The 18,377-nt window shown below is 71.3% G+C and carries 16 protein-coding genes; 7 read left to right on the forward strand and 9 right to left on the reverse strand.

From position 1 onward, the window contains the following. Positions 1 to 104: 104 nt before the first annotated feature. Positions 105 to 2,543 carry a DNA polymerase domain-containing protein gene (locus OWM54_RS11125; RefSeq protein WP_223747938.1) on the reverse strand — a complete coding sequence of 813 codons (2,439 nt, stop codon included), beginning with the start codon at positions 2,541 to 2,543 and terminating at the stop codon, positions 105 to 107. A 53-nt stretch (positions 2,544 to 2,596) separates the two neighbouring features. Here OWM54_RS11125 and OWM54_RS11130 point away from each other — a divergent pair, with 53 nt between their 5' ends. Both OWM54_RS11130 and OWM54_RS11135 read left to right on the forward strand, forming a co-directional pair. Next, on the forward strand, positions 2,597 to 3,241 hold the full coding sequence (locus OWM54_RS11130) for a helix-turn-helix transcriptional regulator (RefSeq protein ID WP_141332990.1): 645 nt from the start codon (positions 2,597 to 2,599) through the stop codon (positions 3,239 to 3,241). Positions 3,242 to 3,387: 146 nt separating this feature from the next. Next, the gene (locus OWM54_RS11135; RefSeq protein WP_267697488.1) at positions 3,388 to 5,064 is read left to right on the forward strand and encodes a long-chain fatty acid--CoA ligase; all 1,677 of its coding nucleotides are present in this window, start codon (positions 3,388 to 3,390) and stop codon (positions 5,062 to 5,064) included. A 68-nt stretch (positions 5,065 to 5,132) separates the two neighbouring features. Here OWM54_RS11135 and OWM54_RS11140 read toward each other — a convergent pair whose 3' ends face one another. From OWM54_RS11140 to OWM54_RS11165, 6 genes are all read right to left on the reverse strand, one after another. Further along, positions 5,133 to 8,726, reverse strand: a complete 3,594-nt coding sequence (locus OWM54_RS11140; RefSeq protein ID WP_267697489.1) for an ABC transporter permease/M1 family aminopeptidase — start codon at positions 8,724 to 8,726, stop codon at positions 5,133 to 5,135. Between the two features lie 11 nt (positions 8,727 to 8,737). Further along, on the reverse strand, positions 8,738 to 9,649 hold the full coding sequence (locus OWM54_RS11145) for an ABC transporter ATP-binding protein (RefSeq protein ID WP_324289065.1): 912 nt from the start codon (positions 9,647 to 9,649) through the stop codon (positions 8,738 to 8,740). Between the two features lie 54 nt (positions 9,650 to 9,703). Further along, on the reverse strand, positions 9,704 to 9,910 hold the full coding sequence (locus tag OWM54_RS11150) for a cold-shock protein (protein ID WP_141332413.1): 207 nt from the start codon (positions 9,908 to 9,910) through the stop codon (positions 9,704 to 9,706). 212 nt (positions 9,911 to 10,122) lie between these two features. Continuing rightward, positions 10,123 to 10,305 carry a hypothetical protein gene (locus OWM54_RS11155; RefSeq protein ID WP_141332412.1) on the reverse strand — a complete coding sequence of 61 codons (183 nt, stop codon included), beginning with the start codon at positions 10,303 to 10,305 and terminating at the stop codon, positions 10,123 to 10,125. A gap of 73 nt (positions 10,306 to 10,378) precedes the next feature. After that, positions 10,379 to 10,582, reverse strand: coding sequence for a cold-shock protein (locus tag OWM54_RS11160; protein ID WP_141332411.1), 204 nt, complete (start codon positions 10,580 to 10,582; stop codon positions 10,379 to 10,381). Between the two features lie 324 nt (positions 10,583 to 10,906). Beyond that, positions 10,907 to 11,179: a helix-turn-helix domain-containing protein gene (locus OWM54_RS11165; RefSeq protein WP_223747934.1), complete on the reverse strand. Its 273-nt coding sequence runs from the start codon at positions 11,177 to 11,179 to the stop codon at positions 10,907 to 10,909. A gap of 159 nt (positions 11,180 to 11,338) precedes the next feature. On the opposite strand from OWM54_RS11165, the gene OWM54_RS11170 reads away from it, so the two are divergent. The 4 genes from OWM54_RS11170 to OWM54_RS11185 all read left to right on the forward strand — a co-directional run bounded on the left by OWM54_RS11170 (position 11,339) and on the right by OWM54_RS11185 (position 15,273). Further along, on the forward strand, positions 11,339 to 12,880 hold the full coding sequence (locus tag OWM54_RS11170; RefSeq protein WP_267697490.1) for a PLP-dependent aminotransferase family protein: 1,542 nt from the start codon (positions 11,339 to 11,341) through the stop codon (positions 12,878 to 12,880). A gap of 112 nt (positions 12,881 to 12,992) precedes the next feature. Beyond that, positions 12,993 to 13,469 (forward strand): carboxymuconolactone decarboxylase family protein, encoded by a 477-nt coding sequence (locus tag OWM54_RS11175; RefSeq protein WP_267697491.1) that lies wholly within the window; start codon positions 12,993 to 12,995, stop codon positions 13,467 to 13,469. Between the two features lie 70 nt (positions 13,470 to 13,539). Next, positions 13,540 to 13,968, forward strand: a complete 429-nt coding sequence (locus OWM54_RS11180) for a 2TM domain-containing protein (protein ID WP_141332409.1) — start codon at positions 13,540 to 13,542, stop codon at positions 13,966 to 13,968. 87 nt (positions 13,969 to 14,055) lie between these two features. Next, positions 14,056 to 15,273 carry a 50S ribosomal protein L11 methyltransferase gene (locus OWM54_RS11185; RefSeq protein WP_267697492.1) on the forward strand — a complete coding sequence of 406 codons (1,218 nt, stop codon included), beginning with the start codon at positions 14,056 to 14,058 and terminating at the stop codon, positions 15,271 to 15,273. A 22-nt stretch (positions 15,274 to 15,295) separates the two neighbouring features. Here OWM54_RS11185 and OWM54_RS11190 read toward each other — a convergent pair whose 3' ends face one another. Next, positions 15,296 to 15,940, reverse strand: a complete 645-nt coding sequence (locus OWM54_RS11190; RefSeq protein ID WP_141332407.1) for a hypothetical protein — start codon at positions 15,938 to 15,940, stop codon at positions 15,296 to 15,298. 90 nt (positions 15,941 to 16,030) lie between these two features. Beyond that, positions 16,031 to 16,915 (reverse strand): pirin family protein, encoded by an 885-nt coding sequence (locus OWM54_RS11195; protein ID WP_267697493.1) that lies wholly within the window; start codon positions 16,913 to 16,915, stop codon positions 16,031 to 16,033. A gap of 94 nt (positions 16,916 to 17,009) precedes the next feature. Here OWM54_RS11195 and OWM54_RS11200 point away from each other — a divergent pair, with 94 nt between their 5' ends. Beyond that, positions 17,010 to 18,377 carry a cupin-like domain-containing protein gene (locus OWM54_RS11200; protein ID WP_267697494.1) on the forward strand — a complete coding sequence of 456 codons (1,368 nt, stop codon included), beginning with the start codon at positions 17,010 to 17,012 and terminating at the stop codon, positions 18,375 to 18,377.

An 18,377-nucleotide genomic window follows, 5' to 3' on the forward strand; every position in this document is an offset into this window, starting at 1 on the left:
CATCCCATCCCCCTGGAGCTCCTGGTCTGACGCAGCGCCCGCATCGATTCAACGCGACACGGGTGACGGAGGACATCTTCTGAACAGCACGGCACCGCGGGCTGTCAGCCGCCGAGCGACTCCTGTTGCGTCTCGTCCTCCGGCGGCGCCTGCACCACCGTGAGGATGGGACGCGAGTCCACGAGTGACGGCGTGAAGAGCGAGGGCTGCCCCGGGTCGTCGAACACGGTGGAGAAGTCCAGCGGCGTCAGGCCCCGCTCCAGGCGCGCGGCGAAGGTGTCCTTCAAGAGCCGCACGTAGTACTCGACGTCGTAGTCCCGCGGGTCCTCGGCGCCCTGCGCGGACACCTCCTCCACGTCATCCGGCTCCGGCTCGGGCAGCAGGCCCGCGCGCCCGCCCACCGCGCGGTAGATGCGCACGCGCTCACCCGCCGCCCACGACGTCCTGCCCGCGGTGAGCATCGCCTCGTACGCCAGCTCGCGCCTGCGCTCACGCACCGCCGCGTACTGCGCGGAGTCCTTCGTCAGCCGCACGTGCGCCGCCACCTCCGTCGTCGGCACCCGCCGCCTGCGCAGCGCCATCACCGTGTCCACGTACACGTCCCGCACGCCCGCCACGTCTCCCGCCAACAGACACCGCAAGGCCTTGCGCAGAAACGCCTCGCCGAACGGCTCCGCGCGGCTGGAGCGGAAGGCCACACCCTTGAGGTGGAGCGTCCCGTCATGCGACTGCAGCGCGTAGTTCTTCGGTTCGTGCGACAACATCGCCGCATAGCGCCCGTCGAACTCCAGCTGCACCCGGCGAGGCAACAGCGCGGCCACCTCCGCCACCACCCGCCGCTCGTCCTCCTCGCGCCAGTCCTCCGGCACCGCGAAGTACACGCCGTCCGTGTCCGCCTCCAACAACGTCACGCCCCGCCGCGCGAGCTCCCGACACAGGAGCGCCAGCACCGCGCGCCCGCGCCGCGTCACCTCGTTCGCCGCGTGCACGTCCGAGAAGCGCGTCAACCCCACCGCGCCCATGTACCCATAGGCCGAGTTGACGATGATCTTCATCGCCGACGACAGCGCGTCGTTCTCGTGCCGCTCCGTGGATCCCGCGGGCGCCGCCCGGGCCCGCTTCTTCGCCGCCAGCCGCTGGTCCACCAGCCGGTCCACCATCGACAACAACGCCCCCAACCTGTCCCGCTTCGGCCCGATACGGTACTCGCGCATCAACGACGGATACAGGCTGGCCACGTCCGCCTTCACCACCCGCCGCGCCACCCCCGTGGCGAACAGGTGCAGCGCCGCGCCGCTGTGCGCCGTGCCATCCCCGCCCTCGTGCGCCGGAATCGCCGCCCCCGAGCGCAGGTACGCCCGCACCAGCAACGGGTCCAACACCCCCGTGGCCGGCCCCGCGTCCGCCAGGCGCTCGTACCGGCGCGGCGCCATGCGCGCCAGGGCGAACGCCGCCCCGCCCAACAGCCGCGCCACGCCCTCCGCCTCCGCCACGTCGTCCCGCGCGTAGCGCCGCACCCGCTCCGGGTCCGTCTTGAAGACCTCGTGCACCCGCGCCCCGGGGATGTACTCACGCGCCGGGCCCGCGATGCCGAAGTGCCGCGCCACCACCTTGAGCCCATGCCCCGGCAAATCCCGCGCCGAGAAGTCGTGCCGCAGCACCGCGTCCAACGTGTCGATGAACTCGCGCCCCGGCACCGTGTACCGCGCGCGCCGCATCGAATCCGCGTTGCGCTCCGCCCCCCGCCCCAACGCCGAGCCCCGCGCGGACGGACGGTGCCGCAGGCCCGGTGAGCCCGCGCGCCCCAACGCCAGCGGCACATCCAGCCGCCGCGCGCGCCGCGCGACGAAGGGCAGGTCGAACCCATGCAGGTTGTGGTTCTCGATGACGTCCGGGTCCCACTGGCGCACCCGCTCCACGAACCGACGCAGCAGGTCCGCCTCCGCCGCGTCACCGTCCCCGTGCGCCTCCAGCACGTCCGTGTCCCCGCGCGGCCCCCGCATCGCGATGAGGAAGATGCGGTCCTTGCCCGGGTCCAGCCCCGTCGTCTCCAAGTCGAACTGGAGCCGGTGCAGCGACTCGAAGGAGAGCCCCCGGAAGTACGTCCGCCCGGACGCCGTGAGGTACTGCTCCTCCGGCGGCAGCGACAGCACCGTCTCCGCGCTCAGGTCCCGCAGGTTCGCGAACGGCCGCCCCAGCCGCCGCGACGCGCCCTGCAACACGTCCGATGCGAGCGCGCGCCCGTCCTCCGCGCGAATCAGGAAGCGCAGCGCCCCCGGCCCCGACAGCTCCTGGTACGTCACCCGACGCGGCGCGGGCCCCTCACGCTCCGGTCGCAGCCGCGGCCCCAGGTGCTCCAGGTCCTCCAGGTTCGACAGCACCAACCACGGCCGGAAGCGCACGTCCTCGCGCACCAGCGCCCCCGACTCCGGGAGCCTGCGCCATACGAAGGCGCGGCCGTCGGGCTCCGCCCACACCGAGACGATGCCCGGCGTCGCGTCCCAGCCCCACAGCCATTCGTCCTCCACCATGCCCGCCATCATGCCCCACACCTTGCCGCTCCCGGGTGTCAGCGGTATGTCAGGAAACCCACGCCATGCAACGCACCGAGCGACTCTTCGCACTCGCCGAGTACCTCCGGGGCCGCCGCACCGGCGTCACCGCCGAGACGCTCGCCGAGCGCTTCGGCGTCACCATCCGCACCATCTACCGCGACCTCGACACGTTGCGCGCCGCGTCAATGCCGGTGGCGGCGGAGCGGGGACGGGGCGGCGGCTACGCGCTGGACCGCAGCTACAGCCTGCCGCCGGTGAACTTCACCGCGCGCGAGGCGGCGCTGCTGGTGGCGCTGGGACGCTTCGCCATCGACATGCGGCTGATGCCCTTCGCGGGCACGCTCGAGTCGGCGTTGGACAAGGTGCGCGCCGCGCTCTCCACGTCCGCGCAGCGCGAGCTGCTCGACCGGCTCAAGGAGCTGAGCTTCCTGGGCGTGCCATCGCTGCCGAGCAAGCCCGCCGTCCGAGCGGCCATCGAGCGCGCCTGGTTCGAGCAGCAGCCGTTGCGGCTGACGTACGTGGACGGCAACTTCCTGGAGACCACGCGCGAGGTGCGCATCCTCTCCGTCGTGATGGACCGACACGAGACACGCCTGGATACCCAGGACATGCAGAGCGGCGCGCGGCGCCCCTTCCGGTTGGACCGCATTGTCCACGCCGAGGTGCTGCGCGCCTTCGAGCCCTGAATTCCCCGCGCGCCGGCTGGCATGCCGCACCGCATCAAAGGCAGACAACGAACATCGGTGACGTGAAGGGTCGAACAGGAGCGCAATCGGGATACCATCCGCGTCCCCCAACCCAACCCCACGACACGCGCCTTGGAGGCGAGCCGATGGAGAAGCCCTGGTTGAAGCACTATCCGCCTGGAGTCCCGGCGGAGATCGATGACCGTCAGTACCCGACGCTGACGCACCTGCTGGAGGAGTCCTTCACGAAGTACGCGGACCGGCCCGCCTTCAAATGCATGGGCAAGATCATCACGTACCGTGAGCTGGACGCGCTGTCGCGCCGGGTCGGCGCGTGGCTGCAGTCGCGCGGGCTGGAGCGTGGGGCGACCATCGCCATCATGATGCCCAACGTGTTGCAGTACCCGGTGTGTATCGCCGCCATCCTGCGCGCGGGCTACATCGTGGTGAACGTCAACCCGCTCTACACGCCGCGCGAGCTGGAGTACCAGCTCAAGGACAGCGGAGCCCAGGCCATCTTCATCCTGGAGAACTTCGCCACCACGCTGCAGCAGGTGCTGGACAAGACGCCGGTGCGCCACGTCGTGGTCGCGACGATGGGTGATTTGCTCGGCGGCCTGAAGGGCACGCTGGTCAACTTCGTGGTGCGCAAGGTCAAGAAGATGGTGCCCGCGTACGAGCTGCCGCGGGCGGTCAGCTTCAAGCAGGTGCTGTCGGAGGGGGGCTCGCGCACGCTGACGCCGGCCACCACGACGCGCGACGACATCGCCTTCCTCCAGTACACGGGCGGAACGACGGGCGTGTCGAAGGGCGCCATGCTGCTGCACCGCAACGTCATCGCCAACCTGCTGCAGGTGGAGGCGTGGCTGGCGCCGGCGCAGAAGGGTCGCAACATCGACCAGGTGAACATCGTCTGCGCGCTGCCGATGTATCACATCTTCGCGCTCACCGTGTGCGGGCTGATGGGCATCCGCATGGGCGCGATGAACATCCTCATCCCCAACCCGCGCGACATCCCGGCGTTCATCAAGACGCTGTCGGAGCAGCCCTTCCACATCCTGCCCGCCGTCAACACGCTCTACAACGCGCTGGTCAACCACCCCGAGTTCGCCAAGCTGGACTTCTCCCACCTGATGGTCTCCAACGGTGGCGGCATGGCGGTGCAGAAGGCGGTGGCGGACAAGTGGTTCGCGCTCACGCGCGTGCCGCTCATCGAGGGCTACGGCCTGTCGGAGACCTCCCCGGTCGCCACGAGCAACACGCCCGTCGCCACCGAGTACTCGGGCACCATCGGCCTGCCCGTGCCGGGCACGGAGATCGCCATCCGCGACGAGGACGGCAAGGACGTCCCGATGGGCGAGTCGGGCGAAATCTGCATCCGCGGTCCGCAGGTGATGGCGGGCTACTGGAACCGTCCGGACGAGACGGCGAAGGTGATGTTCCCGGACGGCTTCTTCCGCTCGGGCGACATCGGCATCATGGATGAGCGCGGCCACACCCGCATCGTCGACCGCAAGAAGGACATGATTCTCGTGTCCGGCTTCAACGTGTACCCCAACGAGGTCGAGGGTGTGGTGGCCATGCACCCCGGCGTGCTGGAGGTGGCCGCGGTGGGCATCCCGGACGAGCACTCGGGCGAGGTGGTGAAGCTCTTCATCGTGAAGAAGGACCCGTCGCTCACCGAGGCGCAGATCATGGACTTCTGCCGCGAGCAGCTCACCGGCTACAAGCGGCCCAAGTCCATCGAGTTCCGCACGGAGCTGCCGAAGACGAACGTCGGCAAGATCCTCCGCCGCGAGCTGCGCGAGAAGAAGGTCGCCTGATTCAGGCGGCGCGCCGCTCGTCACGGCGGCCCGGGGCATGCTGGCCCTGGGCCACCGGAAGAGGCGCGCTAACGGGACGCTGACGCCTCTACCCGGGGCGTCAGCCTCCGGAAGTTGTCCCCGCGCTCCCGCTCGATTCGCAGGAAGCCCGGGTCCACGCCCACGTACGCGGGGCGCTCCTCCACGATGAAGGCCACCTCCGTGGACGGGCCCTGGAAGCGGTGGCGCTCCACGCGCAGCGGGACGTCCTCCACGACGCCGTCGCGCGGCGAGCCACGGTAGACGGCGAGCTCGAGCACCTCGTCCATGGGCAAGGGCACATCCTCGCTCCCGCGCCGCGCGTGCTTGGCCGTGGCCACGCGCGCCGTCACCCGGAAGCGCCCGTCCTCCAGCGCCTCCACGGTGGCCGACTCCACCTTCAAGTCGTAGAGGACGACCTCCTTCATCCACTGGTCGATGAGGACGCGCTGCTCGGCGGACGCCTGGGCGTGCAGCGCGGCCAGCAAGTCCAACGTCGTCAGCGTGTTCTCACGCGTCTGCGAGGCCAGCAGGTGGCGCAGCGCCGCGTCCAGCCGCGATTCGCCCAGCAGGTCGCGCAGCGCGTTCATCACCAGCGCGCCCTTGCCGTAGTAGAGGTAGGACTGGCCCGCGCCCTTGTAGAGCGGCGGCTCGGCCTCCGCCTCCTCGCCCCGGCCGGAGAGATAGCGGTCCCTGTCGAACGCGAGCACGGGCAGGAGCGAGCGCTCACCGTCCTGTCCCGCCAGCACCCGCTGCTCGGCGTACTTCGTCAGGGACTCCACCAGCATCGTCGCGCCCTCGACGGGAGCCGGGTCCAGCAGGTGGCCGAACCACTGGTGGGCGACCTCGTGCGCCGTGCGCCGCGTCACCAGGTCCACCGCGTCGTCCTCGCGCCCCATGTCCGTGAGGAAGCCCCGGTCCTCCACGAAGTAGATGACCTGTCGCATGGCCAGCGCGCCGAAGTCCCAGTACGAAGGAATCTCCACCACGCGCAGCTGCGCGTCCGGGTAGCGCTGGAAGCGCGCGCCGAAGTCGTCCAGCGAGCGTGTCATCGCCGCCTGGATGGCCTTCACGTTGTAGGGGTGCGACGGGTGGTAGTACACCTCCACATCCACGCCCTGGTGCCGCGTCCGCTCCACCGCGTAGCGCGCGGAGACGATGGCGAACATCGGCGTCATCGGCCGCGCCTCCACGAAGTGGAAGTGGCGCCGGCCCGCCTCGGTCCACTCGCGTCGCAGCGCACCCGGCGCGACCGCCGTCTGGTCCCCGTCCGTGGACACGGTGAGGTCCAGCGTGTGCCAGCCCTGCTCCACCGGCGCGGGCACGGCGCCGCGCTCGTCCAGCCTCGGCAGCCTCGGCTGCTCCGGCAGGCCCCGCGCGCGCCGCTCGGCCGCGTTGCCCAGCTCATACGTGCGGCGGTAGCCCAGCGAGGGGAACACCTCCGTGTTGCGCAGGAAGGTGCCGTTCTCCACCAGCGACAGCTCGAAGTCCGTCGCCCTCACGCCCCGCTCCTCCCGGGTGACGTCGAACGACAGCTCGGACACGCCGCCCGGTGGCAGCGCGGGCGACAGCGCGAAGCGGACCATGCCGAAGCGCTCGTCGTGGGACACCTGCTCCGCGCCGCGCAGCGCCAGCGACACGGGCCGCGCGGACCGGGGCACCGCGACCCACAGCGTGTCGATGGGCTCCCGGGTGCGGTTCTCCAGCCGGTAGCTGCCCGTGACGCGGTAGCGCGCCTCCTGGGGGAAGAGGTCCACATTCGCCGTCACCGCGGTGATGCTCGGCACCGGGAGCGCCTCGTGCACCTTGTACGTGCGCTCGTACGCCTCCTTCCAGTCGCGTGAGGCCTCGCGCGACTCGTACGTCCCCTGGAGCACCGTGTCCCGCAGGATGACGCCGCCCATCAGCACCAGCACGCCCCCCGCGACGCCCGCCGCGAGCCACCCGCCCCTGCCCCACCGCGCCGGAACACTCCGCAGGCGCGCGAGCAGGCAGAAGCCCAGGCCGCGCCGCCACAGGCCCCAGGTGACGAGCGCCAGCACCACGGCGAAGGCGCTCCAGTACACCATGAAGGCGGTGAACGAGCCCGCCATGGGCCCCAGCCCGTTGAGGTCCGTGTGCACCACGCCCGGCGCCGCCGCGAAGCGCGTCAGCGGATGCTCCAGGCCCCAGCCCGCGCCCTGGCTCGAGACGATGGCCAGGGCCAGGCTCAGCACCATGCCGACATACCGATGCGGGCTCACCGCCTGCAGGAACAGCACCGCCACCGCGAAGAGCACCAGCGGCAGCCCCGCGAAGTAGAACGAGGACAGGTACAGCCCCGGCTCCAGCGCCGTCACGCCCCGCGACAGCTGGAACGCCATGCCCAGCAGGATGGGCGCCCCCGTCAACACGCCCACCAGCGCCACCAACGCCAGCAGCTTGGAGGCGACGAACACCGCGCTCGACACGGGCGTCGCGTCGAGCAGCGCGTCGAAGCGCGCCATGCGCTCGCGCCACGCCAGCTCCGCGCCGAAGTAGATGAGCACCAACGTGCCCAGCTGCGACAGGGGCGTCCAGAGGTGCTCCACCACCCGGCCCGTGGTGGGGATGCGAAGGGTGCCGTACTCGCCCCGGCCCGCGCCCGTCACGACCTCCATGCCGACGATGAAGAGCCACAGCACCAGCAGCGCCAGGAACGGCCAGCTTCCGAGCACGTGCCGCAGCTCCAGCCGCGTCGCGGAGACGAGCGCCGCCCACCAGGAAGCCTCACGCACCTCGACGGGCCGGTACGTGGACGGCGCCCCACGGGAAAGCTCATCCGCGCTCGCGTCGGGCCGGCGCTTCACCGCGGACTTGCGGAAGGAGAAGCGCGCGTGCACCCAGCCCAGCACACACGCCGCGACGCCCAGCCACAGCAGCCGGTTCCACAGCAGGTGGCCCTCCAGCGCGAAGAGGCGGGTGTTGCGCTCGGCCTCCGTCCAGTAGCGCGTCTGCTCAAAGAAGGCGGACAGGCCAAACGGGTCCAGCAGCGCGGCGCGCGCCAGGGCCTCCGGCGTCTGGGGCGACGTCCCCGCCATCAGCGGCGAGTCCGCCCACATGGAGCCCACCACGTACACCGCGTAGACGAGGATGCCGCCCACGTACGTCGCCAGGGTGCTGCGCGACAGCGCGGAGACGGCGAACAGCAGCGACGCGGCGAAGACGATGTTGGGCAGCACCAGCACGACGAGCGGCCACAGGTAGCGGCCCACGCCCACCGGCCCCACCCGCTCGGGCGCGAGCGTCACCAGGAAGGGCGCCGCCATCAGCGCGAGCGTCGCCACGCCGAACACCGCGAGCGTCGCCAGCGTCGCGCCCAGGAACCGGCCCAGCAGGTAGTCCCGCTTGCGCACGGACGTGGTGTAGAGGAGCTCCGTCATGCCGTGCTCGGCGTCGCGCTGCACGGTGTTCGCGCAGAAGATGCCCAGCACGAAGAGCGACGTCAGCGACAACAGCCCCAGGGACTGCGCCACGCTGTGCGGCGAATTGACGTGGAGGTTGTCCCCCCCGTAGCCGGTGGAGACGAAGAGGAACGCGAGCGCGACGAAGGCCGCCGCCGCCGCGAAGAAGACGGCCTGGCGCGTCTGGTGGCGCCACTCGAAGTGGAGGATTCCGCCGAGCATGCCCGCCTCCCTCACGCCGCGCGCCGGGCGGACAGCGTGGAGAAGTAGACGTCCTCGAGGTCCGGAGCCACCGGCTCGAAGCCCTCCTCCGGTCGCGCGTCCGCCAGCACGTGCACGTGCGTGCGCCCCGCCCTCAGCTGCGTGGACAGCACCGGGAAGTCCGCGCGGTAGCGCTCCACCGCCGCCTTCTCCACCGTCTTGCGCCACACCCGCCCCTCCAGGGACGCCACCAGCGCCTCGGGCGCGCCCTCGCACAGCACCCGCCCCTCCGACAGGATGGCCATGCGCGGGCACAGCTGGCGCACGTCCTCGACGATGTGCGTGGAGAGCAGCACGACGACGTTCTCCCCCACCTCGCCCAGCAGGTTGTGGAAGCGCTGGCGCTCCTCCGGGTCCAGGCCCGCGGTGGGCTCGTCCACGATGAGCAGCCGGGGGTCGCCCAGCAGCGCCTGGGCGATGCCGAAGCGCTGCCGCATGCCGCCGGAGAAGCCGCTGACGGCCTTCTTGCGGTGGGCGTACAGGTTCGTCAGGTGCAGCAGCGCGTCCACCTGCTCACGGCGCGCCTTCGCGTGCGACAGGCCCTTGAGCAGGCCCAGGTGGTCCAACAGCTCCACCGCGCTCACGCCCGGGTACACGCCGAAGTCCTGGGGCAGGTAGCCCAGGTGACGGCGGTGCGCCTCCGGGTGGGCGAGCACATCCAGCCCGTCGAACGTCACCTGCCCCGCGTCCGGCGCCTGCAGCGTCGCGAGGATGCGCATCAGCGAGGACTTGCCGGCGCCGTTGGGCCCGAGCAGGCCGAACAGCCCCCGCTCGATGTCCAGGTCGATGCCGCGCAGGGCCTGGACGCCGTTGGGGTAGGACTTGGAGACAGCGGAGATTCGCAGCATGGGGCGCCGGAGGAAGCGTTGGGGAGGACCTCCCACCTACGCTCCCACCCCACGTGCGATTGCACGGCCGCGCGGGCGAGCGGCGCGCTTTCAGTCCAGCGCGCGGACGTTGGCGGCCTGCAGCCCCTTGGGGCCCTTGGTGACGTCGAACTCCACCTTCTGCCCGTCCCGCAGGGTGCGGTGCCCCTCCGACTGGATGGCGGTGTGGTGGCAGAACACGTCGGCGCCCCCATCGTCCTGCGCGATGAAGCCAAAGCCCTTCGAGTCGTTGAACCACTTCACGGTACCCGTCGCCATACTCGGCATCCTCCCTGTCGCGACGTCGGACGTCGCCGCGTGCCCGGAACGTGGCACGGGAGTGGACGCGTAGCCCACACCCGGAGGGCGTGTCGACGGGGCGAGGGGGCGATCATCCACCAGTGAGCGATTGCCCCCAGGACACTTCAGCTCCGGACACGACAAGGCCCACCACGAAGACGCGTGGTGGGCCTCGATGGGGAGACCACGACTCAGTACTCCACTTGCGGCTGCGGCCCCGGAACGATGTCCGCGATGTCGGGGTCCACGTCGCCAGGCTGGCGGGGTCCCTTCTCGGCCTTCAGGCGCTTGCGCTCCTCGCGCTTGACGTCCTTCTCCTGCTGATGCTGCTTGCGCGCCTGCTCCTTCTGGCGCTTCGTCGACCTTCCTTGCATGCCGCCTCCCTCCTGAAAGTAAAGGCCCGGCCCCTCGCGAGGAGACCGGGCCACGGGTTACCAGGCGACGCGCTCAGATGGGACGAACGTTGGACGCCTGCAGCCCCTTGGGGCCCTTCGTAACCTCGAACTCCACCTTCTGACCCTCGGCCAGGGTCCGGAACCCGTCCGCCTGGATGGCGGTGTGGTGGCAGAACACGTCAGGGCCGCCATTGTCCTGCGCGATGAAGCCAAAGCCCTTCGCGTCGTTGAACCACTTCACGGAACCAGTCGCCATATGCGTCTTCTTTCTTCTCGCGGCATCCAAGGCCGCCCTGCCCCCCGAACCTGGGGAGCGGAACTGCCCTTAGCCTGATAGGAGGCCCCTGTCATCTCCCGGGTGACCTCGAAAAAACCCACCGACCCCAACCCCGCGCGGAAGAACGCACGGGCACCCCGAACAATTCTCGTTTCAGCTTAATGGTCGCCCCTCCGGTCCGCCGCATCTCGGAAGGTAAGGCGCGCGCGCGGACGGGACATGTGGGACGCTTGGACGAAGCATCCAGGCAGACAGGCGAAACGCCGGGTCCGCCCTCGAAGTGACGAGGGGCCGACAGCGTCTTCAACGCACAGTGTGGGGCACTCGACGTCGTCCCTGGACGCGGGGGTGTTGACGGGCGGCCAACGCCTCCAGGAGCCCCTGTCGCCCGCCGAAGTGGTAGCGCGGGGCACCCCGGCCCGCGTGGGCGCGTCGGGCCACGGCCTCCAGCGTCAACGCCTGGGGGCCCTCCTCGCGCAGCAGGGATTCGGCGGCGCGCAAGAGGCGCTCACGCATTCCCTCGATTCTCGCGCGCGGTGGCGCGACGATGAAGTGGAACCAGGGCACCCCGAACATGACGCTCCCCCTTCCCTCGTTGGATGGGCGCTACGCCCCCCACCTAGCCCGCTTGCGCGCGTTTCCAACAGTGATGGCTCGTGATTCAGGACATCACCCCGGTGAATTCCCCTGGACCCGGCCCGGCCCGGGTTCCAGCGCCGGGTGGGAGCGGGCGCGATGACGTCCGCGAAGCCCGCGCCTCGCGGCGGCAAGCCCGCTCGGCGTCGCGCGCGCAAGCGGCCTCCGGTGATGGCGGCCACGTCGGTGGTGCTGGACGGCTCCACGGGCGCTTCGCTGCAGACGCAGCTGGTGGAGGCGCTGCGCTCGGCCATCGTCTCGGGGCGGCTGGGGCCGGGCACGCGGCTGCTCTCCACGCGGGCGCTGGCGGAGCAGGTGGACGTGTCGCGCAACACGGTGCTCAACGCGTACTCGCGGCTCCTGTCGGAGGGCTATCTGCGCGGTCACCTGGGCTCGGGCACGTACGTGGCCAGCGAGCTGCCGGAGCGGCTGCAGTCCTCGCGGCGCGCCCGGCAGGAGGCGCCCGGGGCCCGGCACACGCCGGGAATCTCTCGCCGGGGCAGCGCGGTGGCGGGCCTTCCGGACGTGCGGCTCAGCGCGCCGGGCATCCCCGAGAGCCGCCTGGCCTTCCGCATGGGCACGCCCGCGGTGGACGCCTTCCCGAGCGACCTGTGGGGCCGGCTGCTGCACACGCGCTGGCGGCGCTCGTGGGGGGACCTGCTCAAGCGCGCGGACCCCGGAGGGCACCCGCCGCTGCGCCGCGCCGTCGCGGACTACCTGGCCACCTCGCGCGGGGTGCGGTGCGTGCCGGAGCAGGTCATCATCGTCAACGGAGCGCAGCAGGCGATGAGCCTGGCGGCGCAGGTGCTGCTGGACCCCGGTGACGCCGCGTGGGTGGAGGACCCGGGCTACTTCGCCAGCCGGGGCGCGCTCGTGGCCGCGGGCGCCACGCTGGTGCCCGTGCCGGTGGACGACGAGGGGCTGGACGTGGAGGCGGGCGCGCGGCTTGCGCCGGACGCGCGGCTGGCCATCGTCACGCCCGCGCACCAGTTCCCCCTGGGCGTGGCGATGAGCCCGGCGCGGCGGCGGGCGCTGCTGGCGTGGGCGGCGCGCTCGGATGCGTGGATTGTCGAGGACGACTACGACAGCGAGTTCCGCTACGAGGGCCGGCCGCTGCCCGCGCTCCAGGGGCTGTCGCCGGACGCGCGCGTCATCTACATCGGCACGTTCAGCAAGGTGGTGTCCCCGGCGCTGCGGGTGGGCTACCTCGTCGTCCCGGAGTCGCTGGTGCGGGCCTTCTGCGCGGCGCGGCGGTTCATCGACACCCACACGCCCGTGGTGGAGCAGGCGGTGCTCGCGGACTTCCTCCACGAGGGCCACTTCAGCCGCCACGTGCGGCGCATGCGCGTGCTGTACGGGCGCAGGCAGCAGGCGCTGCTGGAGGCGGCCCGACGCGAGCTCTCCGGACGGCTGCGGCTTGAGCCCCTGCACACGGGCATGCACCTGGTGGGCTGGCTGCCAGCGGGCGTGGACGACGGGGTGGCCGCGGCGCGGGGCATCGAGGCCGGGGTGATGACGCAGCCCCTGTCCGCCTTCCGCGTCGCGTCGCGGGGGCCCGGGGCGCTGCTGCTCGGCTATTCCTGCGTGCCCGAGGACCAGATTGAAGAAGGGGTCCGCCTGCTCGCGCGGGCCCTGCGCTGAAGTGGCTCCATCGACGGGTGCGCGAGTGGCCCTCGCGCCGTGGGCGCCGCCCGGTTACTTCACGCCCATCGACGAACGGACACGACGTCCCGCTCGCCACGGAGGAATCACCATGGAAGCGCAGCGTTTCGAAATCGCGAAGCTCGCCCCGGGCATCTACAGCGCGATGATGGGGCTGGAGAAGTACCTGCACCAGTGTGGCCTGGAGGCGGGCCTGCTGCACCTCATCAAGCTGCGCGCCTCGCAGCTCAACGGGTGCGCCTACTGCATCGACATGCACTGGAAGGACTTGCGCGCCCTCGGCGAGTCGGAGCAGCGGCTGTACGGGCTGGACGCCTGGGAGGAGAGCCCCTACTACACCGAGCGTGAGCGCGCGGCGCTGGCCTGGACGGAGGCGGTGACGAACCTGAAGGAGGGCCACGTGTCCCACGCCGTCTTCCAGGCGGTGAAGCCGCACTTCACGGACAAGGAGCTGGCGGACCTCACCGGCGCGGTGGCCACCATCAACGCCTGGAACCGCCTGGCCATCTCCGCCCGCACGCTGCCCGGCACGTACCAGGCGCCGAAGGCCGCGCAGAAGGCGGGCTGAGCCGGAGGCCGTCGGGCGTGGGCGCCTCGTATCGACGCGGGCCTGGGTGACGCACTAACGTCCCCGGTCCATGGCCGAGACCCGAACCCAGTCGCCGCCCACCCACTTCACCGAAGCGGAGGCCGCGGACCTCATCCGCGAGGCGAGCACCCACGCCCTCAAGAGCCGCGCCCACGAGCGGAAGCTCACGCGCGAGGAGGTGCTCGCCATGGCGCGCGAGATGGGCTTGAGCGAGGCGTCCGTGGAGGCCGCGCTGGCGACCCGCGGGAAGAAGAACGAGGACCGCCTGAAGCTGCGCAAGGACCTGCTGGGGCTCGCCACGCACGGCCTCAGCTACACCATCGTCATCGGCGCGCTCACCCTCATCGACATCCTCTCCGGCCCCACCTGGTTCGTGGTCTGGCCCGCGATTGGCTGGGGCATCGGCCTGGCGTTCCACACCATGGGCGTGACGATGGGCATGGCCCGACGCGCACTGAACGTCCCGGAGGATGAGTAGCGCGCGAATGCGCGTGGGATGGACCTCGAGATAAGGCAGACTCAGCCTCGCTTTCCCAGAATTGGGTTGAAACCGAGCGAGGCCACCGTGTCGACCGAGCAGCTCCGGGTATCTCAGTCCATCTTGTTGATGATGAACGCGCAGGGACAGATGACCGCCATCGGGTCCATGTCCCAGCCACCCTTGACGCTCACCCCCGCGCAGTGGTGGTTGGTGGGCTCGCTGCAGGCGGCGCTCCCGAAGGAGGCGCTGCTGTCGAAGCCGAGCACCTTCTCGCGCGAGCAGCTCACCGAGGCGCTCGACACGCTCGTCGAGCACTCGCTGGTGGTGCCGGTGGAGGGCGCGGCGGTGGACAGCTCTCGCTACCTGATGGGGCCCGGGGGCTTCGCGGACATCACCGAGCACCACCGGATGCTCTACGACACGGTCCGCGTGCACGCGTACCGCTCGGCGCTGTTCCGGCACGCCAGGGACCAGGTCGTCCTGGACATCGGAACGGGGACGGGCGTGCTCGCGATTCTCGCCGCGAAGGCAGGGGCGCGGCATGTCTATGCCATCGACGAGTCCGCCATCGCGGAGGTGGCGCTGGAGATGTACGCCGAGAATGGCGTCGCGGACCGCATCACCCTGTTCCACGGCAACAGCCGGGACGTGGAGCTGCCCGAGCGCGCGAATGTGATTGTCCATGAGCTGCTCAACGTGGACCCGTTCGGGGAGAACCTGCTGCCCGCGATGCAGGACGCGACGCGGCGGTTCCTCGCGCCCGGAGGCCGGCTGATTCCGCATCGCATCGAGGCGATGTGCGTCGGCGTCCAGATGACCGAGCCGGTGAGCTCCGGTCAGCGCATGCTGCGCGAGGCGGAGAACCTCGACGACTTCTACGGCCTGTCCTTCCGCCCCGTGCTCCAGCGCCTGCGCGAGGCGTACGACGTGGCCGGACCGAACTTCGACCTGGGCGGGATGAACGTGCCGCCAGGCCCGCCGCAGACGCTGCTCACCAGGCCCTGCGTGCTGCGGGACGTGAGGCTCGACCAGGACTTGACGGAGGCGATGGACGAGGCGCCCGTCGAATCCGTGCTCGAGGCGGACGCGCCCGGCACCCTGGGCGGCGTGGCCCTCTACTTCCGCGCGCACATGGACGAGCACACCGTGCTGTCGACCTCCCCCACCGCGCCCGCGACGTGCTGGGGCTTCCTGGTGAAGGAGTTCCGGGAGCGGGTGCAGGTGAAGCCCGGGGACAAGGTGCGCATCCGCTCCAGCCTCCAGCGCTCACACGGACACCGCTTCAAGGTCGAGCTGGCCTGAGCGACCTCCAGGCCCTCGGGGCTCAAATCCCCGGGGGCGTGCGCGGCAGCTCCGTGCCGAACACCGCCTGGAGCAGGTCGACCAGGCCGGGCCACGCCTCCGCGCCCAGCCACAGGCCCTCCTCGACGTGCTCGACGCTCATGGCGAGTGACGCGTTCTCGAAGAGCTTCGCGGACAGCACGCCCTCCGGAGGCAGGCGGCCCTCCACCTGGAGCACCTGACCATCCCAGCGGAACCCCGGTGGCAACAGGCGCTCCGCCATGGCGCGCAGCGCGGAGCGGCCGGCCCCCGCGCGCAGCAGGCCCATCACCAGCGACGAGGCGCCGCGCGACTCCTCCAGCTCGACGCGGCCGGGCGTGCGCAGCCACAGCCGGTAGCGCCCCGAGGCGAACTCCACGCGCTCCAGCGTCGTCTCCACGCGCACCTTCCAGCCCTTCACGGACAGGCGGATGTCATAGAGCTCCGGGCGGGCCTCCCAGTGGCGCAGCTCCACGTTCTTCGCCTTGACCAGCAGCTGGCGCACCACCGTCTCCACGCGCACGTGGGACAGCCGCAGCCGCTTGCCGCCCACGTCCACCGCGACGTCTCCGGAGAGCGGGGACGGCAGGCGCTTCGCCCACTCCCGAGCGCCCTCCAAGAGCTTCATCGCCAACGACTGACCCGACATCCATGTCCTCCCGAGTGCGCGCGCAGCATGCACCGGATTCGCGTCGTGCGAAGGAAGCCCTCGGGGGCGAGGGCCTGTCACCCCGGAGGCTCAGGGGGCGAGCGGCGGGAAGCGTCCGGCCTCCCAGTCCGCCAGCCGCGCGCGGCCCTCGGCCACGCTGTCCACCACGAAGTTCCACCAGATGACCAGCGGGTCCGGCAGCGGCTCACCGCCCAGCACCACCGCCCGGCCGCCCCGCACCGAGTGCAGCGCCAGCGTGGCGCCGCCGTCCTCCAGGTGCGCGAGCACGCCCCGATCCACCGTCGTCCCACCCACGGCCACCTCGCCGTCCGCCACATAGAGCGCGAGCGCGTGCGTGGGCTCCACGGGCAGCGACACCGAGGCGCCCGCCTCCAGCTCCACGTCCAGGTACGTCAGGGGATGGAAGGTGGGGACGGGGGACACGGCGTCTCCCAGGCGGCCGGCGAGCACGCGCACCCGGGCGCACTCGTGCTCGACGAGGGGCAGCTTCGAGGCGGGGACATGCTCGAAGGACGGGGTCGTGTGGCGGTGCTCGCGCGGCAGGGCGACCCAGGTCTGCAGGCCGTGCAGCGGGGCGGCGCCGGGCCCTGAATCCACGTCCTCGGCGTGGACGATGCCGCGCCCGGCGGTCATCCAGTTCACGTCCCCCGGGTGGATGTCCTGCACCGAGCCCACCGAGTCGCGGTGACGGATGGCGCCGGAGAACAGGTACGTCACCGTCTGGAGGCCCACGTGGGGATGGGGCGGCACGGACATGGTGCCCGGCACGGCGGGCGAGGGGCCGAAGTGGTCACAGAAGACGAAGGGACCCACGCGCCGCAGCTCCACCCTGGGCAGGGCGCGCAGCACCCGCGACTCGCCCACCAGCTCCGTCGGCTTCGCGGTCCACAGGGCCGCGACGCCGCGCTCCACCGAAGTGTCCACGCGCGCCGCCACTGCTGACTCCTTCCCCATGCTCGATTCTCCTGGCCGGGCGCCCCGTGTCGTGGAGCCCGGATGCCGGATGCTAGTATCACCTGGCCTTCTCCTCGCGCATCCCCCCGGACCCATGGCACGAGCCTCCACCGCACTCCCGGTCGAACCGTCCCTCGCCCTGCCCAAGGCCTTCTGGAAGCGCTTCGCCCGCGAGCACTGGGACGTGGGGCCCACCCTCTTCCCCAGCCTGTTCCCCCGCCACTTTCCATCGCCCGCCGAAGTCTTCGAGGCGCTGGTGGACGTGGGCACGCGCTACCGCCAGGGCGAGGTGATGCTGCCGGTGCGCTTCTACGTGGAGCACGAGGCCACGGCGGAGGGACCGCCGGAGGTCTTCGCGGCCGTGGCGATGTCGCGCTACCTGCCCCTGGCGGAAGACGGCGACGTCGACGGGTACGCGCGGCGGATGGAGCACCTGCTCCACGGACGCAGGTTCGGGCTGGTGCTGAGCAACACGCAGAGCCACCACTGGAGTCACTGGCTCCAGATGCGCACCTTCCTTTCCGGCGTCCACGGCGCGCTCGGTGTGCCGCTGGGGGGCGCGGACTCCGCGCTGTTCCTGGGCAACTACCGACACACGCCCTTCGGCATCCACAAGGACGACCTGCACGTCTTCTACTTCGTCATCCGGGGGCGTCGACGGATGAGCTTCTGGCCGCTGGAGGCGATGCGCTCCAGACCGGAGGTGGCGCCGCACGCGGACCCGGGGCTGAAGGACCGGCCACACGGCGTGGTGCTGCGCGACGCGGAGGACACGCGTCAGGTGATGGCGCAGGCGAGCTTCCTGGAGGCCGGCGCGGGCGACATCATGTACTGGCCCTCGTCGTACTGGCATCGCTCGGAGCCGAGCGAGGGCCTCACCATCGCCGCCTCGCTGGGCTTCAACTTCCGCGCGCCCATGTTCCTGGACCGCGCGCCCGAGCAGCCGTGGCCGCAGCGGCTGTCCCATGGAGAGCTGCCCCGGGTCGAGGGTTGGGCGCTGCCGAGGTCGGTGCGCGACGCGCTCGGCAAGCAGGGGCGCGGACAGGGCTTGCGCACGACGCGCAACACGCTCACCGAGGGCTGGGTGCGCTTCCTCACCAACGGCGCGCTGGATGGGCCGCCTCCGGAGGCGCGGGGGCTCTCGCCGCTCACGCCCGAGGACACGGTGGTGGGCAGCCCCGCGCGGCCCATCGTCACCGTGCCGCTGGAGGGCGGGCAGGTGGTGGTGGCGGCCAATGGGTTTTCGCGGACGCTGCGCCCTTCGCCGGTGGCGCTGCGGCGGCTCGAGGCGCTGACGGAGACGCTGAGCTCCGGCAGGCCGGTGTCGGTGGGGACGTTGGAGGAGGACTTCTTCCGGCGACTGCCGCCGCGTGCGTTTCCTCGCGCGGGGGTGCGCTCGCTGCTGGATGAGCTGGCGCGGTGGCGCGCGGTGTGGCGCCACGAGCCCGTGGCTCGGCGCTGA

The sequence above is a fragment of the Myxococcus sp. MISCRS1 genome (genome assembly GCF_026626605.1).
Taxonomy (GTDB): Bacteria; Myxococcota; Myxococcia; order Myxococcales; family Myxococcaceae; genus Myxococcus; species Myxococcus fulvus.